This window comes from Nostoc sphaeroides (genome assembly GCF_003443655.1).
GTDB lineage: Bacteria > Cyanobacteriota > Cyanobacteriia > Cyanobacteriales > Nostocaceae > Nostoc > Nostoc sphaeroides.
This window is the reverse complement of sequence record NZ_CP031941.1, coordinates 238,999-256,539: the sequence shown is the minus strand read 5'-3', so window position 1 is coordinate 256,539 and position 17,541 is coordinate 238,999. Positions and strand designations below refer to the sequence as shown.

The window sequence follows — 17,541 nt, the reverse complement described above, 5'->3', positions numbered from 1 at the left end:
TTCCTGTTCTAGCAAAGCGAAAGTATAGGAACAACTAAATTGACAAGTTTTGCTCCTTAAGGGGATATCGTTGCATCATCTCTTTTAGGGGCATTTTCTTAGACTAAGCAACTCTTGGTATTATACCAATTCACAAAAATCCTGATACATATAGATTTCTCGTAGGGGCAAGGCGCAATGCCCATAGGTGTCAACTTAACGTGAAAGCTATGTCCCGCAAGGAACTAAAGTTCCTTGGCTTTTAGCGAAAGTCATCTGAAGATGACTAAATATATATCCAAAAATCTTTAGTCTACTTGAGTAGACTTTAGCTATTAGCCTAGAACTTCAGTTCGAGGCGGGCGAGTCAGCTAACCTGAGTTGACACCAATGGGCAAAGACAAGCCCCAAAAGAGTGTATTTGTATCATTATTAAAGTGAAATGGTATTAGTCATTGGGTATGGGATTGTTATTATTATTCTGCTCCTCTGCATCCCCATTGCCCACTTCCCACCTGCTTAACTCATGAGTTAGGATGACTATATTTTAATCAGATGATATGAAAAGAATAGAAGTTGAGCAAAGAACTATTTTAATTGGTTTGGCGGGTAGCCACGGCTATGGTTTAAATCGTCCTGATTCAGACTTTGATTATCGGGGAGTATTTATCGCACCCAAAAGGTATTACTTGGGATTTGATCACATAGAACAAAAAGATGCTGGTTGGGATGAACCAGGTATATTTCCATTCGTTGATGGCAACAAAGACACAGTTATATATGAATTAAGAAAAATCCTCCAGTTATTAGCGGGCGCAAATCCCAATGTTTTAGAATTGCTCTGGTTAAATAACTATCCTTTTGTAAACGCAGTCGGACAGCATTTAATTAATCATAAGCAGTTATTTTTGAGCAAGAAGGTAAAACATACTTACACTGGTTATGCCTTTGCCCAAATCAAAAAGATGGAAACTCATCGGAAATGGTTGTTAAAGCCACCGCAAAAAAAGCCAATACCATCTGATTTCGGCATAGAAGACGAAGCACCCTTAAGCAAAGATGAACTAAATGCTTTTCTGGAATATCTTTATAACTTAATCAGAGGACGGATTGAGTTTTTGGAAGAAGCGGAACAATTATACCAATTGCTGACGGCAGATATTGATTTTAAAGGTGTGTTGAAACAATACACTTTACCAGATGAAACTTTGGAATATACCCAAAAGTTAACCAATAGCCGTAAAGATTTTATCCGCCTGCTTCAGAAAAGCCAAAGTTATCAAATAGCTTTAAGAGAATGGAAGGCTTACTTATCTTGGCAGGAAAATAGGAATCCGGCTAGGGCAGAAATGGAAAGAAAATCGGGTTTTGACCTCAAACATGGGATGCACTGCATTAGATTGTTACGCAGTGGAGTAGAAATATTGCGGCGAGGTGAAGTGATTGTAGATAGGAGAATAGCTGGTGATTTTGAGGATTTAAAAGCTATTTTAAAAGGTGAGTATTCTTATGAGGAGGTGATGAAAAAGGCAGAAGATTTGGTAGCCGAAATGGAAATTGTTTACGAACAATCTACCCTACCTCACAAACCCGATTTAGAGCAAATTAATGATTTATGTATGGAATTGGTGGAAATGCAAAATTGGTAAATTATTGGGCATGGGGCACTTGTACTGAGCGACTTGTACCGAGCGAAGTCGAGGTAAGCCGAAGTATTGGGCATTGGGCATGGGAAATTGTTGATTAAGTTTCTTCGCTATTCCCTATTCCCTATTCCCCACTCCCCACTCCCCATTAAAGAGCGTACATTAAATCAGCAAAACCATAGAGGCTGATGACGAGCAATAGAGATGCTGTGAGTTGGGTAATTCGCGTCTGGGGTGAAGGCGCGATCGCTTCTCGCACTAAGATAGAAATAGATGCCCCAACTACTAAGCTCAAGCCTAAAATTAAATAAGGTCTATCGGGTAAAATACTGGCTATTGCAAGCATAGCGATCGCTAATAAGAGCATCAATAATTCTACAAATCTGGGCGGGTTGTATTGACTAGATAGAACAAAGCTGTTAAACCAAAAAGACCAAAATCTCATAATCAGTTTTGAGTACTAAATGTTGAGTTAGACTCTGCCAATTTTAGATTTTGAATTTTCGATTTTGGATTGAAGGAAAAATCCAAAATCGTTCGACTGAGCGAAGTCGAAGTCCAAAATCTAAAATCGTTCGACTGAGCGAAGTCGAAGTCCAAAATTAATTAGCTCCTAGCCCCTAATTTTTGACCTGTGCCGTTTTTTTGTGCAACATCACTTTCTGGTAGTTCGACACCGAAGATGCGGCTAAAAACTTTGGCGACTTTGTAGCCAGAATCAATCGATTCTAAGGGGTCTTTCCGCAGTCTGTGACGCAAGCATAGCGTAATTACCCGGTGGATATCATCAACTGTAACTTCTGTACGTCCTTCATAAGCTGTTAAGGCTTTGGCGGCGCGGTTACTAACAATGTCACCCCGCAAACCATCTACATCTAGTTCTGAGCAGACTTCAGAAATTTTTACCCGCAGTTCATAGTCAAGCTTCACTTCTGGCAAAAGCTGTTGAGCATTGACAATTTGCTGTTGTAGTGCTTCTTGCTGGGGTTTGTAGTTTTCGAGAAATACTAGAGGATTTTGGTCAAAATCTGCCCGTTGTTCTACGATTTGCACCCGCAAGGCTGGTTCCTTTACAGTGTGAATTTCTGCGTGCATCCCAAAGCGATCGAGCAATTGCGGGCGTAGTTCGCCTTCTTCCGGGTTTCCAGAACCCACAAGAACAAAACGCGCTGGGTGACGAATAGAAATACCTTCTCGTTCTACAGTGTTCCATCCACTCGCGGCGGAATCTAGTAGCACGTCTACGAGGTGGTCATCTAGTAAGTTGACTTCATCCACATAAAGAATGCCCCGGTTAGCCTTTGCCAGCAGTCCCGGTTCAAAAGCTTTGACACCTTCCGATAAAGCTTTCTCAATGTCGATTGTGCCACAAACTCGGTCTTCTGTAGCTCCTAGCGGCAGGTCTACCATTTGGACTTTTTTGTGAGCTACAGGAATTTCGGCCCCTTGTTCTAACAATTGGCGGACTTCATCGCTCATCAAGTCGGGGTCGCTAGGATCGCTACTGAAGGGATCATTGGCAACCACAGAAATTTCTGGCAGCAGATCCGCCAGCGCCCGGATAGTTGTGGATTTCCCGGTGCCGCGATCGCCCATAATCATTACACCACCAATTTTGGGGTCAATCACGTTCAATAGGAGCGCCAGTTTCATTTCTTCCTGGCCCACAATTGCCGTAAAAGGAAATACCACGCGACGCGCACTTGCCGTGGATTGAGCAGTTGGACTCACTAAATTACCTTAACAATATTTTTCTTATTACAGTTCTCTATTGTGACACAGGTGGGGTGTGGGGGAGTGTGAAGATCGGGGGCAGGGGGAGATGAGGGAGATGAGGGAGTGAGGGAGTGAGGGACAAGAATTAATAACCATTCCGCATTCCCTATTCCCCATTCCCCATTCCCCATTCCAATATCTATTGGGCACAAATGCTTATTAGCTGCGTCAACTATCTTAATTTGTCTGCTTTAGTTTTTCTGGTGCAAAAGTTCCATAAGCAGGGAACGAACAACTACCAACTCATCAATTATGTACTAAGCATAAATACTTGTAGACTATATGGTTAGTAGATTCAATCGTAAAAACGAGCAATGGCGTGTGTGGGTAGTTAATGCATCATTCAAATTTATGAAATCACCTTTTATTGTTCAAAGTTGGCGGCGACTACTCAAGTTTCTTTTTCCGATTCTCATTTTAATATCCTTTTTTACTGTATTATTGGTGGACAGTTTCACTCCTGCGATCACCGAAGGTGGGCGCTTGGGCGCGATCGCACAGATACCCCGTCAGGAAATTCGCGGGGTTTGGATGACCACTAATGATTTTGACACCCTTAAAAATCGGGACAAAGTGCAGGATGCGGTGAGTCAATTACGGCGGATGAACTTCAACACCATCTATCCTGTGGTGTGGAATTCTGGCTATGTGATGTATCCTAGCGCGATCGCACAACGTGCAAATATTCAACCTTTTGTCTACAAAGGTTTAGATGGACATGATATTCTTGCAGACCTGATTACCCAAGCCCATCGCCAAGGATTGCTAGTAATTCCCTGGTTTGAATTTGGTTTTATGGCTCCCCCAACCTCAGAATTGGCAATGAATTATCCTGATTGGTTCACACAAAAGCGGGATGGTAGCCAAACTTCGATTAGTGCGGCGGGTGAAGTTATGTGGCTCAATCCGTTCCTTCCAAAAGTGCAACAGTTCATCACTAATCTAGTGCTAGAAACTGTTACCCAATATGATGCCGATGGTATTCAATTTGACGATCACATGAGTTTGCCTCACGAATTTGGTTACGACAAATATACAGTTGCTTTGTACACCAAAGAAACGAAGAATCCTCCCCCAACTAATTCCCAAGATGCGGCATGGGTAAAGTGGCGGGCAGATAAAATTACGGCGTTCATGGTACAACTTAACCAAGCTGTGAAGCAGAGAAAACCCCAGGCAATTTTCTCTGTTTCTCCTAATTACTATGATTTTGCTTATAAGTTTCACTTGCAAGATTGGCTGAGTTGGATACGGCAAAATATTGTGGATGAGTTAATTGTGCAAATTTATCGTCCGAATCTACAAAGTTTTGTGGCTAATATTTCTCGTGCAGAAATTCAAGAAGCGCAAAAAATAATTCCAACTGGAATTGGCGTTATGACAGGGTTACGAAATAATCCAGTTCCCATGCAGCAAATTAAGTCTCAGGTGCGGGCTGCTCAAGAACGCGGTTTAGGCGTAACTTTCTTTTATTATGAAAGTCTTTGGAACGATGCTCTAGAACCTTTAAATGAGCGCCAAGCTGGATTTGCAACTCTCTTTCGCTCTCCCGCACTCCGCGCCAAAGTTGAATAACTTTTCTGTTGAAAATGATGTTATAGCAAGTAGGGGCATGGCATTGCCATGCCCCTACGATAATCTAGTTATGTATCGGGGTTTTCGTAAATTGGTATAAGAGGATGTTTGAAAAGTCCTTCAGCGTGTGTTTCACTACCCTGGCTACCGAGAAACTGCTACGAGAGAATAGGAGTTTTGGGATTTGAGATCCCACCCCTGAGTCGCACTTGAGGCTCAAGCCGACCCTTTTCAAACATCCTCTAAACAGCAAGGGCTTTCTGTTGAAACATATACTTTGCAGATATTACAAGAATATATTCTGCTAAAAGAGAAACAGTCTAAATTGGACAACTCAAAAATCTATTCATCGTTCACATCTGCAAATATAGATTTTAAATCTCGATAACCGCTAATTACCCGCACAATCACAACACTATCTTCAAAAACTCGATAAAAAATAATGTAGCCATCTAAGGGTATTCCTCTAAGGCTTGGATCAAACTTGGCGTAGCTTCGTCCTATATTCGGGAATTGGGCTATATTTTGGCACTTCTTATTAAATTCTTGAATAAATCTTTCCCCTGCGTTGATATTGCGAACTAAAAAATAATCCAAAATTTCATCTAAATCTTGGCTTGCTTCTTTGGCAATAAAATATTCCATTATCCTTGAGTCTCACGCGCTTTGCGTAATTTTTCTGACAGTCGCGCCATCACCACTTCACCATCTATTACGTCTCCACGTTCAATAGAAGCAAGCCCAACAGCTATTTTTTTATGGGTTTCTTCTTCCCATTCCTGATAACCCTTCTCCCATTCTTCCAGCAGTTTCAATGCTTTAGCAATAACATCTTCAGCATTTTCATATCTACCTGTAGCAATTCGGGTTTGTATAAATTGCTCGTATTCAGCCTTAAGTTGGATGTTCATAATTTTTATCCCTAGTTAGTTAAGAGCATTCCCCCAAACTATGCTCTAAAATTTATCTAAATTCATTAAAGCCTTAACTTATGCTTCTTACCGAACTCATGCCGCTAATTAAAGAATTATCCCACACTGATAAACTCTTACTAATACATTTCCTAGCAGGCGAATTATTGAAGGAATCAAGTTTAGTCCCATTGGATGCTGAGGACAAAGTAGCAAGTCTTGGCTTATATGATTCTTTTGAAGCTGCTGCTGTTTTAGCGAAGGCATTAGCAGAAGAAAAAGCGGCAACACATGGTTGATAAAGTTAGATTTGCATTTACTGAGGAAAATCCAGATTAGCGTTTGATGTGTGCTTCTATCGTTCTGAATTAGTGTTTGAGATTAGCCCTAAAATAGTCTGATGGAAATAGTGAAACCCAACATTATATTAGGTTAACGCTGGGTTTCACTACATTCAACTAGTTTGATTAGGCTGTATTTCTTCAGGTGGTACTTCCGCAGGGGGAGCGAGTACCGCATCGGGAGCAATTTCTTCTACGGGAATCGGTTGCTTCTCCTCAATTTCAAAATCTGGTTGCGCTGCTTCCACCAATTCAGGAGATGGGGGATGTGGTGGAATCGCTTCCGGTACACTCTCGGTTTTGGCTTCGGTGTCAGTAGTAACTGTCTCCTCTGCTGGTTTGTCTGGTATGGGAGTAGTTGTGTCGATAATCTCAACAGTAGGTTTCTCTGCTATTACAGAGGTAATGTTTTCAGGTTTGGGGGTTGTGGGTGTTTTTTTACTCCCAGTCTGTTGCACCTTGTCTTTCACGCCACTGAAGGTACTACCAAGACCTTTTTGCAACTGGCCCAGCCGTTCCTGAATAGACAACTTATTCACCTGTTCTTGAATGCCAGTTTTCACCGTCTCAGCACTGGGTACTTGGGTTTGTTGTGCTTGGGGGGTCAATTGGCGACGTAATGATAGAGTTTGCCAGCCAAACCAGACCAAAAGAGCCACACTAGCCACATGACCCAGCAACAAACCTCCAGTAATGCGTGGTGCAAACACCCATAAGACTAATGCATAGAACAATCCTACACCACTCCAGATAAAGTCATTCTTGCGGTGGATTTCTGGAAAAAAGAAAGCTGATATATAAATGGCTAAACTACCAACACCGACCACTAAAGCTAGGACAAATGCCAGCATTCTTTGGTTACTCCTTACTACGTCCTTTGATTATTTCAATTTTGCAAATTTTGCCAGTCAATTGTTGATTTAGATACAATTTAAAATTAATTATCCGTGTTAGTTGTGGATTTTTGTCATTTATTCAAGTCTTAAGGTCTTCTTTAGGGGAGAACGGAAAATATCGGACTACCCTTATAGGTAAAGGATCTGCAAGAGAGTTAGCCAGAAATTTTTTATGACACTACAAAGCTTTGGTGTGATTGGATTAGCCGTTATGGGTGAGAACATCGCTCTCAACGTGGAGCGCAATGGCTTCCCAATTGCAGTTTACAACCGCTCCCGCGAAAAAACGGATGCGTTTATGGCGCAGCGTGCTACAGGACGGAACGTCAAAGCCGCCTTTACTCTAGAAGAATTCGTTGCCTTATTGGAACGTCCCCGCAAAATTCTAGTAATGGTGCAAGCTGGTAAACCAGTGGATGCGGTGATTGCTCAACTCAAACCCTTGTTAGAAGAAGGCGATATCATTATCGACGGTGGCAACTCTTGGTTTGAAGATACGGAACGACGCACTCAGGAATTAGAACCCGCAGGGCTTCGGTATCTTGGTATGGGTGTCAGTGGCGGTGAAGAAGGAGCGCTAAATGGGCCTTCACTGATGCCTGGAGGTACAACAAGCTCTTACGAGTTTCTATCACCAATTTTCAACAAAATTGCTGCCCAAGTCGATGATGGCCCTTGTGTAACCTATATTGGCCCTGGTGGTTCTGGCCACTATGTCAAAATGGTACACAACGGTATTGAGTATGGCGATATGCAGCTAATTGCTGAAGCCTACGACTTGCTGAAAAATGTCGCTGGATTAAACCCCAGTCAGCTACATGATGTGTTTGCTGAATGGAATACCACCGATGAACTCGATTCATTTTTGATCGAGATTACGAAGAATATCTTCCCATATATTGACCCAGAAACAAAAAAACCCCTGGTGGATTTGATTGTTGACGCAGCCGGTCAAAAGGGAACTGGACGCTGGACTGTGCAAACTGCATTGGAATTGGGAGTTGCTATTCCCACAATTACAGCAGCAGTTAATGCCCGGATTATCTCTTCGATTAAAGATGAGCGGGTTGCAGCATCTAAAGTCCTCACAGGCCCCAGTGGCAAGTATGATGGGCAAACCAAGGACTTTATCAATAAAGTACGCGATGCTCTCTATTGCTCAAAAATCTGTTCTTATGCTCAAGGGATGGCGTTGCTATCCACAGCTTCAAAAACATATAACTGGAATTTGGATCTGGGCGAAATGGCGCGGATTTGGAAAGGTGGTTGTATTATTCGCGCTCGCTTTTTGAATAAGATTAAGAAGGCTTTTAGCGAAAATCCAGCTTTGCCTAACTTGCTGTTAGCTCCCGAATTTAAGCAGACAATTCTCGACAGACAGACTGCTTGGCGGGAAGTGATTGCGACAGCTGCAACAGTAGGAATTCCAGTACCCGCATTTAGCGCATCCTTGGATTATTTTGACAGCTATCGCCGCGATCGCCTACCTCAAAACTTGACTCAAGCACAACGCGACTACTTCGGCGCACATACCTACCTGCGTCTTGATAAGCCCGGAAGTTTCCACACTGAATGGGTACCCATTGCTGAAGCTAAGAAGTAAATTTTCACACACCTACATCAGGATATTGTGAAAAGTTAAAAAGTTTCAGAATACAGTTTTAAGGGTGGCTCTGAGTTTCAGAGTCACTTTCTTTTTAAGGAACTCCAAAAAATAAATTATCCAATTTTTGGAATCAAAACTCAATCCGGTTCAGTTAAAAGTTATTGGTGTAGATAATTGGTCTTTGAAGACGCGATAAATCGCGTCTCTACATGAGGGTTTTGTTGCTCATTCTGAACTGTATTGAATCAAAACTACTTTCCCTCCCCCTGCTCCCTTGCCTCTGGCTCAACGGATACGCACAAATCCTGCTTCATTCATCAGTTTTTGTCCCTGATTTGTTAGTAGCATATTGGCGTATACCTCGCCCACTTGTTGTTCTAAACTGTTATTATTATTCTGCTTAACGATGACAAACATCTGGCGTGTAATTGGATACTGACCTGTTTTGAAAGCATCGATGTTTAACTGATTCCTTTGATTGGGACATTGATCGGCTTTAATCAAAGGTTCTTTATAAGGAGCTACAAAATTGTTCCCTTGTTTAGCGATCGCCAATGGTTTAATCTGACATTGGGGGACAACTTCTGGAGCCGAAGCGTAGTAAATACCACCGCGATCGCTGGCTAATTTTCTCAGTCCGTCTGTTGTATCGTATACGTATACTACGTTACTTCCCAGTTTTTCTTTACCAGTAACATTGTCAACTAAGAATTCTACAGTGCCTCCGTCTTCAAGGCGACGGGAGTAAGCAGTAATTTTAAGGTTAGGGCCGCCAACCTGATTCCAGTTGGTTATTTTACCAGTGTAAATATCTTTGATTTGCCCCAAGGTTAGCCCTGGAATTTGCAGAGTCGGGTGAACAGCGATCGCTAATCCTTCCAAAGCCACTGGAATTTGTTTCAGGCTCAATCCGCGTTGTTGAGCTTGTTGATACTCTCTGTCTGCGATCGGGCGGGAAGATTGAGAAAAGGTAAGTTGTCCTTCCAACAACATCCGAATTCCCGTACCGGAGCCTGGTGTAGCATTAATCGCATCTGTATAGCGTAATTCAAACTGCGGATGTGCTTTTTTGATTTCAATATCTACATGTTGCCGAACTGGTGCCCAAGATGTGCTACCACCATAAAGCCATGTTCCTTCAGGAGCAGCTACCGAACTAAAATCGGAGTTGACTTTTTTCCCAACTAAATAGGCTACACCACTACTGATAACCACACCAAGCAAAGCAATTAATAACCACGGCTTGATATTTTTCTTTGGTTGATGAGTTGAATCCTCTGGCTTGATGGGAGTCGGCTTTGGCGGAGAACCTTCGCGCAATCCTTGCCAAGTCAACGGTTCAACATTAGCTTCAATACAAATTGTTGGCAACCAAATTGCACCAGGATAATCAGATTTAAAATGTTCTAGGCGTTTCCGAGCTTTTTTTACAGAAGTAAATAGTGACTTATTATTATGAGTAAATTCTTGGAAAAAATACCTTAAAAAATCTACTGCTACGGGGTCTGGTACAGGTTCCCGCATGATAATAACTTGAGGTAAATGTATTTGGGCAAGTTGGTTAGCTAATCCTAAACCATCACAAGAATTAAAAATTGCTAACTGTAATCCTTTATCAATAGCTTGCTTCAAAGCCTCCTTAAATTCCTCAATAGTCAAACTTTCTTTATCGTTAAGTTCAATCCAACCTATCTGCCCATCTTCTTGACTTCCACTATGTCCCGTAAAAACAAAAATATGGTAGCCTTGTTCTTCCCAAAGAGCATCAGACAAATCCCGACGGCTAGGCTTAATTAAACAGCGTACTTCTACCCCATCTGTCTCTAAGTCTTGAATTACTTTTAAGTCATCTTTTGTATTAATGCCGTCACTTCTGCCCACAGCAACTAGAATTCTGACTTTTGTACTTTTAGGAACTAGTTTATTTATCTTAGTATTGGAGCTTTTGGGCGCACTGAGGGCAACTTCGGCGTTGGGATAGTGTTCTTCTAATAAATTCCATGCTTGCCAAGGAAGGCGGCGTAAATCGATATCTTTGGCATCAATGATTACACGAATTTCATCATTTGACTGATTTAATTGTTGAGCGATCGCAATTAATCTATCCCGGATTGGTTGCCACCTGCTATCTCCAGAGTTGAGCCATTGATTTAGATAATCTTTGACTGCTCCCGTATATTCTCCGTGGGAATGAATCGTCACACTTTTGGGTGTAAGACGTAACCCTGGTGCGGGAGCAACACAAGAGCGTACAGCTTCGATTTGACGATAGGCTGATTGCCATTCATTAAAGGATGATTCTAAATTTGGTGGTAACGGAGGCAAAAATCCTTCTGTTTCTTCATCCAAGTTCTTCGCTGTTAGAATTACCAAAAATCCATCTGTTGAATTGCGTCTGAGTTTCAACTTGACGATCGCCATTCCTGTCTCCTTTTGTTTGTCTTAAACAACAAACTCTTCCATCAGACTTGTTTCTCCTAACACTATTTTGACACTGAATTTTTCCTCGTGCTGGCAGCTAAACTCTAGTTGCATCCAGTCATCTGCACTTCTTGCTTGCGCTTCCATGCCAGTGTTTCCGGCTTCATCAACAACAATCAGTTGTAAATCTGGTGGTAGATGAATCGCATCATCACCTGGATAAATTCGTAGGCGAATATCAAAAACTTCGCTATCTGTGGGAGTTAACTGCACTAACAACAGTAGTTGGCTTTCCAATTTAATCGCCTTTGCCCGACTGATAGAGTTAGTTGAAGGGCGAGTCATTGTGCTACTGCTTCTGAAATTGTTAGCAAACACTAACTCTGGGGGTTGCCAATCTTGCTCAAAGATTCCCGTAACCCATTGACGCAGATTTATTAATCGCGTTCGCCTATGGATAATTTCCAAAAGAGAATCAAATGATTGCAGTTGTGCTATTTGCAGTATTGCTGGTGATTCATTCATCTCCCTTGCTGGGAGAAATCCCAGTAATTCTACGTAATCTAATTGCTGACTAAACTGAACTCCTACATAACCAATGCGTTCTTGTGTCATAGTTGGAGGCAACACTATAGCAGTTTCACCCGGTAACACTGGACGACATTCAAGCTTACCAACACCCGGCAAGACTAAATCAGCAACATCAAAAATCGCCCTTAAACCACGATGCCAACTGTCGCCTTGATTTAGTGCTGTCTCAATGTTCAGCCATTTGAGATAACTGTGAACGGCATAAACAGCCAAAGTATTCAGATAAACTTGTTTTCCCTTTTGGGGGTTATCTTGCTGGGTGGCAAATTCCTCAGCCCAACGGTGGGCATTTTGGGGGAGAGGGACACTTAAAAGATGTGGTTGTGTGTTAGTCATTAGTCAGATCCGAAATTCATACCAATTTCTCTTAACAGGGGAAGACAATTTTTCTTCCAGTGGGAGTAGAGAGTTTGATTGCTTATATTTAACTCTCTAGCAATATCGGCGATTTTATGAGGTGGTTCTTTCAGAAGTAAGCGCATTGCCAATAAGTGACAATGGCATTCTGGATTTTTGCGGGGATGACTAGCTGTTAATTTACCCTCTTCGTCTTGCTCAATATATTGCCAGATGCGTTTACCAAGGCATTGACGCTCAGTTTCCTGGATTTGGGCAATTTTGATATCCAGCAAATCTAAAGAAATAGTTTGTGACTGACGGTCTGGCAAAATATTGAGCAGGGTTGTTTCGTCACCCTCATCGTTACGGGTAAGCCTGTCTAAACTGATGGTATAATTGCTATCTGGTAGATATAAATCTTTAATGCGCCACTTGAGATAGCCATTAATCCAGATTACTAGGCTTTGTTGGAAAGAAGGCGATACTCCTTCCCTTCGGGACGCTACGCGAACGGAGTCACTTCGTGAACGCGCTTCAAAAGAGCAAATCTTCCGGCTCACCCATTCCCAAGTTTGATTTAAGGCTTCTAAATAGTCTTGGTGTCCAGACTTATAAATGCCAGGGAGTTGTTGAATCACCATCAGCAGTCTATTTAATGCTTTCTGCCTTTCTAGACTGGGGTCTGGGTAGCAGCATACCTCATCAATCAGTTTTTTAAGTTGTTCATCCACAACGGTTTTGCTCCCAAGCTGCTATGGCGCTGTTAACAAGTGGTGGGGGTTTAAGTCCCCTGCTTCTATCAAGCAGTGCGAATTGAATGCCTAAATCTAAATCCCCGGACGCTCGCAGACTCGCTAACGCTTCGCTAACACAAAACGTAATTGCGAATTGCGAATTGCGAATTGCGAATTGTTTTAATTGCTTACCTGAAAGACAATAAAGCTTTTGCTGCTTGAGTTTACCTGATTTTTAATTGACTTATTACGTGTGAATGTTACAAATATCAACAAGTTTTTATTACTCTTGCTAGAGAAAATTCATCAGCGAATGGCACGCAGTTAAGCTAAAGCCCAAAACGCTTTTATATGAAATATTTTCCTTGATTTTGCCGTGAACAACAAGATGCCTGACTTCTCTAAGAAGTTGGGGATCTTAGCTTTTGGAGTAAATAATTTCATAAAGATAGGAATACTTGATGTAAATAAAATAGCTGTCATTAACAGCATAGATAAGGCATCAATGTCAATCTCAAATTGAGTTCAGTTAGATAATGATCTGAAATTGACCTGGATTGATTCAGATTAAATCTAGTCTAATTAGGTTCATACAACGGTTTGTTCGCGGTAGTAGCGACGCACTGTTAAGTCCCTAAGTTTGAACGCAGGAGGCTAAATCAACTGATTTGATCGCCTGAAAGCCTTATTCTCTCATTACTACCCTGAGCGCTTACTCTTCATACTAGTACCGAAAAGTCTGCATTCTCGAAGATTTACGCTAATCGAGCGTACCACTTGTCCACAATACAGAAAATTTACTGAACAAAAACAAGGAGCAAAATATGTCAGAGATTTTTTTACCTACTGATTTATTCGATTCTTCTGGATTTCGTTGGGATATCCAAGGAGATGGGAATATTAATAATGGCACTGTTGATGCCTACGATGGTGGACTCATTTTAAATAACTTCTTCCCTTTCTTGAATACTGCTCAAACCGAGGATAACGGACGAGAAGTAGTTATCGAGCCAGTTTTCATTGATCAAGTGCAAGTGCAGCGGAAAATATATGTGCCAGAAGACCAGTCTTGGGCTAGATTTCTCGAAATTGTCACAAATACTAGTTCTGCAACGGTCAATTACACAGTTAACCTCAATACTAATCTCGGTTCTGACGATTCAACTGTTTTAGTTAGCACTTCTAGTGGTGATAATGTCTTTAACACAGACGATAACTGGCTGGTTACCGATGATTTTGATGGTGGAGGCGACCCTACGCTAGTGCATGTAATAGCAGGGGAAAATGGAAGTCTTAGACCTGATGCTGCATCTTTGAACTTTGATAACGTTAATTTTGCATACAATCTCACTTTAGCTCCTGGTGAAACCCAGATTGTGATGCATTTTGCGGCTCAAAATTCTGATCAAGCGACAGCACTGGCTAAAGCAGCAGATTTAACATCCCTTGAGTTGGATGCATTGGCAGGGATAAGTTCAGAAGAACTACAGCAGATAGTTAATTTTGCTTTGACTCCTCCACCCACTTTGAGAGGGAGTCAAAATGACGATGTATTGACAGGTTCTAACAGCCGTGAAATCATTTTCGGTTTAGGTGGCAATGATGTCCTGGAAGGACTTGGCGGTAATGACAAAATTTTCGGTGGTAGCTGCAATGACCTAATTAGTGGCGGCAATGGTCAGGATACCGTGGAAGGAGGAAGTGGTGAAGATTTGATTTTTGGTGATGCTGGCAATGACATTTTAATCGGTAATGGAGGCCGGGATGATATATCCGGTGGAGATGGCAACGACAACATTGATGGTGGTAAAGGTAGCGATCGCCTTAATGGAGAAATAGGCAATGACACCATCAGTGGTGGGAATGGTGACGACAACATTGATGGTGGTGAAGGCATCGACTCTATCTCTGGTGGTGAAGGTAGCGATCGCATCTTTGGCGGCAATGATGATGACATTCTCAGTGGTGGGAATGGCAACGACATTATTGATGGTGGCGAAGGCATCGACTCCATCTCTGGTGGTGAAGGTAGCGATCGCATCTTTGGCCGTAATGATAATGACATTATCAGTGGTGGAAATGGCAATGACATTATAGATAGTGGTGATGGCGACGACTCTATCTCTGGTGGTGAAGGTAGCGATCGCATCTTTGGCCGCAATGGTAATGACATTATCAGTGGTGAAGCCGGAACAGACACTCTCATCGCTGGATTGGGGAACGATTCTCTTGATGGCGGTGAAGGTAGCGATCGCCTGATTGGAGTGGAGAATGGACTGGGATTTGGTACTGGTGAAGTTGATATTTTAACCGGTTCATCCGGTAGCGATACCTTCGTCCTTGGGGATAGTAGTTTTGTCTACTACGATGATGGTCAGTCTTTGACTACAGGGGAGTCTGACTATGCCCTAATTACTGACTTTGACTTCAATCAAGATTTTATTGAACTCAAAGGCTCAAGGGATTTCTATAGCTTAGACCTCTTTACTTCTGCCACTGGCACGACTGATGCTGTACTAATTTACGATCCTGGAGTAATAGCCAGAGGTGAAGTGATTGGCCTTTTGCAAAATGTATCGCTAGATTTGAATATCTCTAGTAGTGCCTTTACCTTTGTGTAGAAAAAATTCTCCAGGGTAAACAAGCTAAAAACAACACGCAATCGCACCAAAGAACTTTTTAACAGGTTTTAATTCTTTGGTGCGATCGGACTCTATAAATTATGGCATGAAGTTAAGCTAAAATCCCAAAGCCTCTTAGCTCAAGGATTTACGTTTATTTTCGTGCCATTTGTACTCACTCATTTCATAAAACTAAAAATACTGGATGTAAATCTAATAAGAGTCGCAAGCATAAAACTTGCCGTATCCGATCTTAGTGAAATAGGTGTAATGTATGAAAAAAGCTATGTACTGGTTAATGGGTGAAAAAGCAGGAAGAACTATAGTTGGTACTTGGAATTGGCTATGGGGAATGCCGGTAGAATCTGGTGGTAAGGTAGCTGTAGCCGTAGCTGAAGAATCACTGCAATCAATGCAAGAATCGGTACAAAAGCTAGCTCAAGCTGTTGCTATGCAAGAAGGTTCTTACAAAACAGCCAAAAATAAATACGAGACAAAAGTTAAAGAATTACGGACTTTGGAGCAGCAAGCAAATATTGCCCAGCGCAGTGGTAATCCAGAAGCAGCAAGGATGGCAATGGCTAAGGCAATTCAGACAGAGCAAATTTTACCTAAATTGGAGGAAATGGTCAAACAAGCTGAGACATCTGTAAATGCTTCTAAAGACAAACTGAACCGGGAGCGCATGAAGCTAGAAACCTACAAAGCTGATATGCAAAATATGAAAGATATGTCAGAGGTGAATGAAGCACTAGCGATGATTGCCAAAGTCAATAATGAATTTGATATTGGTTCAGCAAAAAGTGACTTTGAAAAAGCTAAAAGTGCAGTTGAACGCCGAAATTTCCAAACAGGCGCTTTAGCTGAAATCTCTGAAAACCCAACTGAAAAACTTCAGGCTGAAATAGAACGCATGACTGTAGATGATGAAGTTTCTCGTCGTTTGCAAATGTTAAGTGAATCGAGTCTTGAAAAATTACCAGAGTAAAAAGTTATGAGTCAAAAAAGCGCTCCTCCTCCAATTGTTTTTATCCTGATTTTTCTAGCTTTAATCGGTGGTGGTTACTGGTTCTTTGTAATCAGGCCAGGTAATGTTACCCCTTCAGTTAATACACCCTCTGCTGGTAATTCGACTTTTTCGCCCCCAAGTTCAGTAGCAAGCGGTACTACTGTGAGAATAGACGGATCTACGAGCATGGTGACAATTAACCAAAATCTCAAAAGAGCTTTTGAGAGGCAGTTTCCTGGGACAAATGTTGTCACTAGTGCTAATGGTTCTCAAAATGGGATCGCGGATTTGATAGCCGGTAGAGCAGATATTGCGGCGGTATCGCGATCGCTAACTGCACAAGAACAAAGTCAGGGATTGATGGCGGTGTCTGTGACAAAAGATGCGATCGCGCTTGTGGTTGGTAAAGCAAATCCTTTTAATCAAGGATTAACTAGCGCCCAAGTAGCAGATATTTTTCAGGGCAAAATTAACAACTGGTCAGCCGTAGGTGGTAACAGTGGAACTATCCGAGTCATTAATCGACCGGCAATTAGTGGAACGCATCAAGCATTTCAGGAAATAGTGTTGAAGGGAGCTAATTTTGGCACAACATCAAACATTGCAACACTACCACGAGATGCCACAACTCCTCTACTCCAAGCTTTAGGAACTGATGGCATTGGCTATGCAACCTTTGCACAGGTTGCCAATCAACAAACAGTACGATTTGTTCCAATTGATGGATTGACTCCCGATGCAAGTAGTTATCCCTATCAACGGCAACTGTTTTATGTCTATAAAAACCCTGCTAGCCCTGGAGTTCAAGCTTTCTTAGGCTATGCAACTTCGCCTCAAGGGCAGCAAGCTATGATACTGGAAAATTAATTAATCTAGAGGACGATTAACGAGAATTGTAGAATTGTAGGTTGGGTTGAGGAACGAAACCCAACATTTATTTTCGGTGGTTTGTTGGGTAACACTAAAGTTCAACCCAACCTACGCAGTTTATGGTTTTTGACTAACGTAGTAAATTTTTAATATATAAGCCTCACTTGATGAAGTTTTGATTCTCATACATCAGGTCTGGGCTTAATTAACCCTCTTTAATGACTTA

General features: G+C 41.8%; 15 protein-coding genes. 7 read left to right on the top strand and 8 right to left on the bottom strand.

Annotation, left to right across the window (positions count from 1 at the left end):
- Window positions 1–539: 539 nt before the first annotated feature.
- Window positions 540–1,628, top strand: a complete 1,089-nt coding sequence (locus D1367_RS01255) for a nucleotidyltransferase domain-containing protein (protein ID WP_118161975.1) — start codon at window positions 540–542, stop codon at window positions 1,626–1,628.
- Window positions 1,629–1,773: 145 nt separating this feature from the next.
- On the opposite strand, the gene D1367_RS01250 is transcribed toward D1367_RS01255, so the two are convergent.
- Window positions 1,774–2,070, bottom strand: coding sequence for a hypothetical protein (locus D1367_RS01250; RefSeq protein WP_118161973.1), 297 nt, complete (start codon window positions 2,068–2,070; stop codon window positions 1,774–1,776).
- Window positions 2,071–2,231: 161 nt separating this feature from the next.
- Complete coding sequence (gene bchI / locus D1367_RS01245) at window positions 2,232–3,356, bottom strand: magnesium chelatase ATPase subunit I (protein ID WP_118161971.1); 1,125 nt, start codon at window positions 3,354–3,356, stop codon at window positions 2,232–2,234.
- A gap of 327 nt (window positions 3,357–3,683) precedes the next feature.
- Between bchI and D1367_RS01240 the strand changes: the two genes are divergently transcribed.
- Window positions 3,684–4,976, top strand: a complete 1,293-nt coding sequence (locus D1367_RS01240) for a glycoside hydrolase family 10-like protein (RefSeq protein ID WP_181985025.1) — start codon at window positions 3,684–3,686, stop codon at window positions 4,974–4,976.
- Between the two features lie 342 nt (window positions 4,977–5,318).
- On the opposite strand, the gene D1367_RS01235 is transcribed toward D1367_RS01240, so the two are convergent.
- Window positions 5,319–5,621, bottom strand: coding sequence for a type II toxin-antitoxin system RelE/ParE family toxin (locus tag D1367_RS01235; RefSeq protein ID WP_118161969.1), 303 nt, complete (start codon window positions 5,619–5,621; stop codon window positions 5,319–5,321).
- Window positions 5,621–5,887, bottom strand: a complete 267-nt coding sequence (locus D1367_RS01230) for a type II toxin-antitoxin system ParD family antitoxin (protein ID WP_118161967.1) — start codon at window positions 5,885–5,887, stop codon at window positions 5,621–5,623. The genes D1367_RS01235 and D1367_RS01230 overlap by 1 nt, the downstream gene beginning before the upstream one ends.
- Window positions 5,888–5,967: 80 nt before the next feature.
- On the opposite strand from D1367_RS01230, the gene D1367_RS01225 reads away from it, so the two are divergent.
- The gene (locus D1367_RS01225) at window positions 5,968–6,186 is read left to right on the top strand and encodes a hypothetical protein (protein WP_118161964.1); all 219 of its coding nucleotides are present in this window, start codon (window positions 5,968–5,970) and stop codon (window positions 6,184–6,186) included.
- Between the two features lie 155 nt (window positions 6,187–6,341).
- On the opposite strand, the gene D1367_RS01220 is transcribed toward D1367_RS01225, so the two are convergent.
- Window positions 6,342–7,079, bottom strand: a complete 738-nt coding sequence (locus D1367_RS01220) for a Ycf66 family protein (protein WP_118161962.1) — start codon at window positions 7,077–7,079, stop codon at window positions 6,342–6,344.
- A 217-nt stretch (window positions 7,080–7,296) separates the two neighbouring features.
- Between D1367_RS01220 and gndA the strand changes: the two genes are divergently transcribed.
- Window positions 7,297–8,727 carry an NADP-dependent phosphogluconate dehydrogenase gene (gene gndA, locus D1367_RS01215; RefSeq protein WP_118161959.1) on the top strand — a complete coding sequence of 477 codons (1,431 nt, stop codon included), beginning with the start codon at window positions 7,297–7,299 and terminating at the stop codon, window positions 8,725–8,727.
- 288 nt (window positions 8,728–9,015) lie between these two features.
- Here gndA and D1367_RS01210 read toward each other — a convergent pair whose 3' ends face one another.
- From D1367_RS01210 to D1367_RS01200, 3 genes are read right to left on the bottom strand one after another with little or no spacing between them, the layout of a single operon-like run.
- Entirely contained in the window at window positions 9,016–11,151 is a 2,136-nt protein-coding gene (locus D1367_RS01210) for a substrate-binding domain-containing protein (protein WP_118161957.1), read from the bottom strand.
- 21 nt (window positions 11,152–11,172) lie between these two features.
- Window positions 11,173–12,078 (bottom strand): DUF1822 family protein, encoded by a 906-nt coding sequence (locus D1367_RS01205; protein ID WP_118161954.1) that lies wholly within the window; start codon window positions 12,076–12,078, stop codon window positions 11,173–11,175.
- The gene (locus D1367_RS01200; RefSeq protein WP_118161952.1) at window positions 12,078–12,812 is read right to left on the bottom strand and encodes a helix-turn-helix domain-containing protein; all 735 of its coding nucleotides are present in this window, start codon (window positions 12,810–12,812) and stop codon (window positions 12,078–12,080) included. The genes D1367_RS01205 and D1367_RS01200 overlap by 1 nt, the downstream gene beginning before the upstream one ends.
- 827 nt (window positions 12,813–13,639) lie before the next feature.
- Here D1367_RS01200 and D1367_RS01195 point away from each other — a divergent pair.
- From D1367_RS01195 to D1367_RS01185, 3 genes are all read left to right on the top strand, one after another.
- The gene (locus tag D1367_RS01195) at window positions 13,640–15,436 is read left to right on the top strand and encodes a calcium-binding protein (protein WP_118161950.1); all 1,797 of its coding nucleotides are present in this window, start codon (window positions 13,640–13,642) and stop codon (window positions 15,434–15,436) included.
- A 274-nt stretch (window positions 15,437–15,710) separates the two neighbouring features.
- Entirely contained in the window at window positions 15,711–16,424 is a 714-nt protein-coding gene (locus D1367_RS01190; RefSeq protein WP_118161947.1) for a PspA/IM30 family protein, read from the top strand.
- A gap of 6 nt (window positions 16,425–16,430) precedes the next feature.
- Window positions 16,431–17,312 carry a phosphate ABC transporter substrate-binding protein gene (locus tag D1367_RS01185; protein WP_118161945.1) on the top strand — a complete coding sequence of 294 codons (882 nt, stop codon included), beginning with the start codon at window positions 16,431–16,433 and terminating at the stop codon, window positions 17,310–17,312.
- Window positions 17,313–17,541 lie beyond the last annotated feature (229 nt).

What these genes read in the sequence shown, in the direction of transcription:
- D1367_RS01235 (WP_118161969.1), bottom strand. Translation starts at nt 5,621, where the DNA reads ATGGAATATTTTATTGCCAAAGAAGCAAGCCAAGATTTAGATGAAATT.
- D1367_RS01230 (WP_118161967.1), bottom strand. Translation starts at nt 5,887, where the DNA reads ATGAACATCCAACTTAAGGCTGAATACGAGCAATTTATACAAACCCGA.
- D1367_RS01205 (WP_118161954.1), bottom strand. Translation starts at nt 12,078, where the DNA reads ATGACTAACACACAACCACATCTTTTAAGTGTCCCTCTCCCCCAAAAT.
- D1367_RS01225 (WP_118161964.1), top strand. Translation starts at nt 5,968, where the DNA reads ATGCTTCTTACCGAACTCATGCCGCTAATTAAAGAATTATCCCACACT.
- D1367_RS01250 (WP_118161973.1), bottom strand. Translation starts at nt 2,070, where the DNA reads ATGAGATTTTGGTCTTTTTGGTTTAACAGCTTTGTTCTATCTAGTCAA.
- D1367_RS01220 (WP_118161962.1), bottom strand. Translation starts at nt 7,079, where the DNA reads ATGCTGGCATTTGTCCTAGCTTTAGTGGTCGGTGTTGGTAGTTTAGCC.
- D1367_RS01255 (WP_118161975.1), top strand. Translation starts at nt 540, where the DNA reads ATGAAAAGAATAGAAGTTGAGCAAAGAACTATTTTAATTGGTTTGGCG.
- gndA (WP_118161959.1), top strand. Translation starts at nt 7,297, where the DNA reads ATGACACTACAAAGCTTTGGTGTGATTGGATTAGCCGTTATGGGTGAG.
- D1367_RS01240 (WP_181985025.1), top strand. Translation starts at nt 3,684, where the DNA reads ATGGTTAGTAGATTCAATCGTAAAAACGAGCAATGGCGTGTGTGGGTA.
- D1367_RS01185 (WP_118161945.1), top strand. Translation starts at nt 16,431, where the DNA reads ATGAGTCAAAAAAGCGCTCCTCCTCCAATTGTTTTTATCCTGATTTTT.
- D1367_RS01210 (WP_118161957.1), bottom strand. Translation starts at nt 11,151, where the DNA reads ATGGCGATCGTCAAGTTGAAACTCAGACGCAATTCAACAGATGGATTT.
- D1367_RS01190 (WP_118161947.1), top strand. Translation starts at nt 15,711, where the DNA reads ATGAAAAAAGCTATGTACTGGTTAATGGGTGAAAAAGCAGGAAGAACT.
- D1367_RS01195 (WP_118161950.1), top strand. Translation starts at nt 13,640, where the DNA reads ATGTCAGAGATTTTTTTACCTACTGATTTATTCGATTCTTCTGGATTT.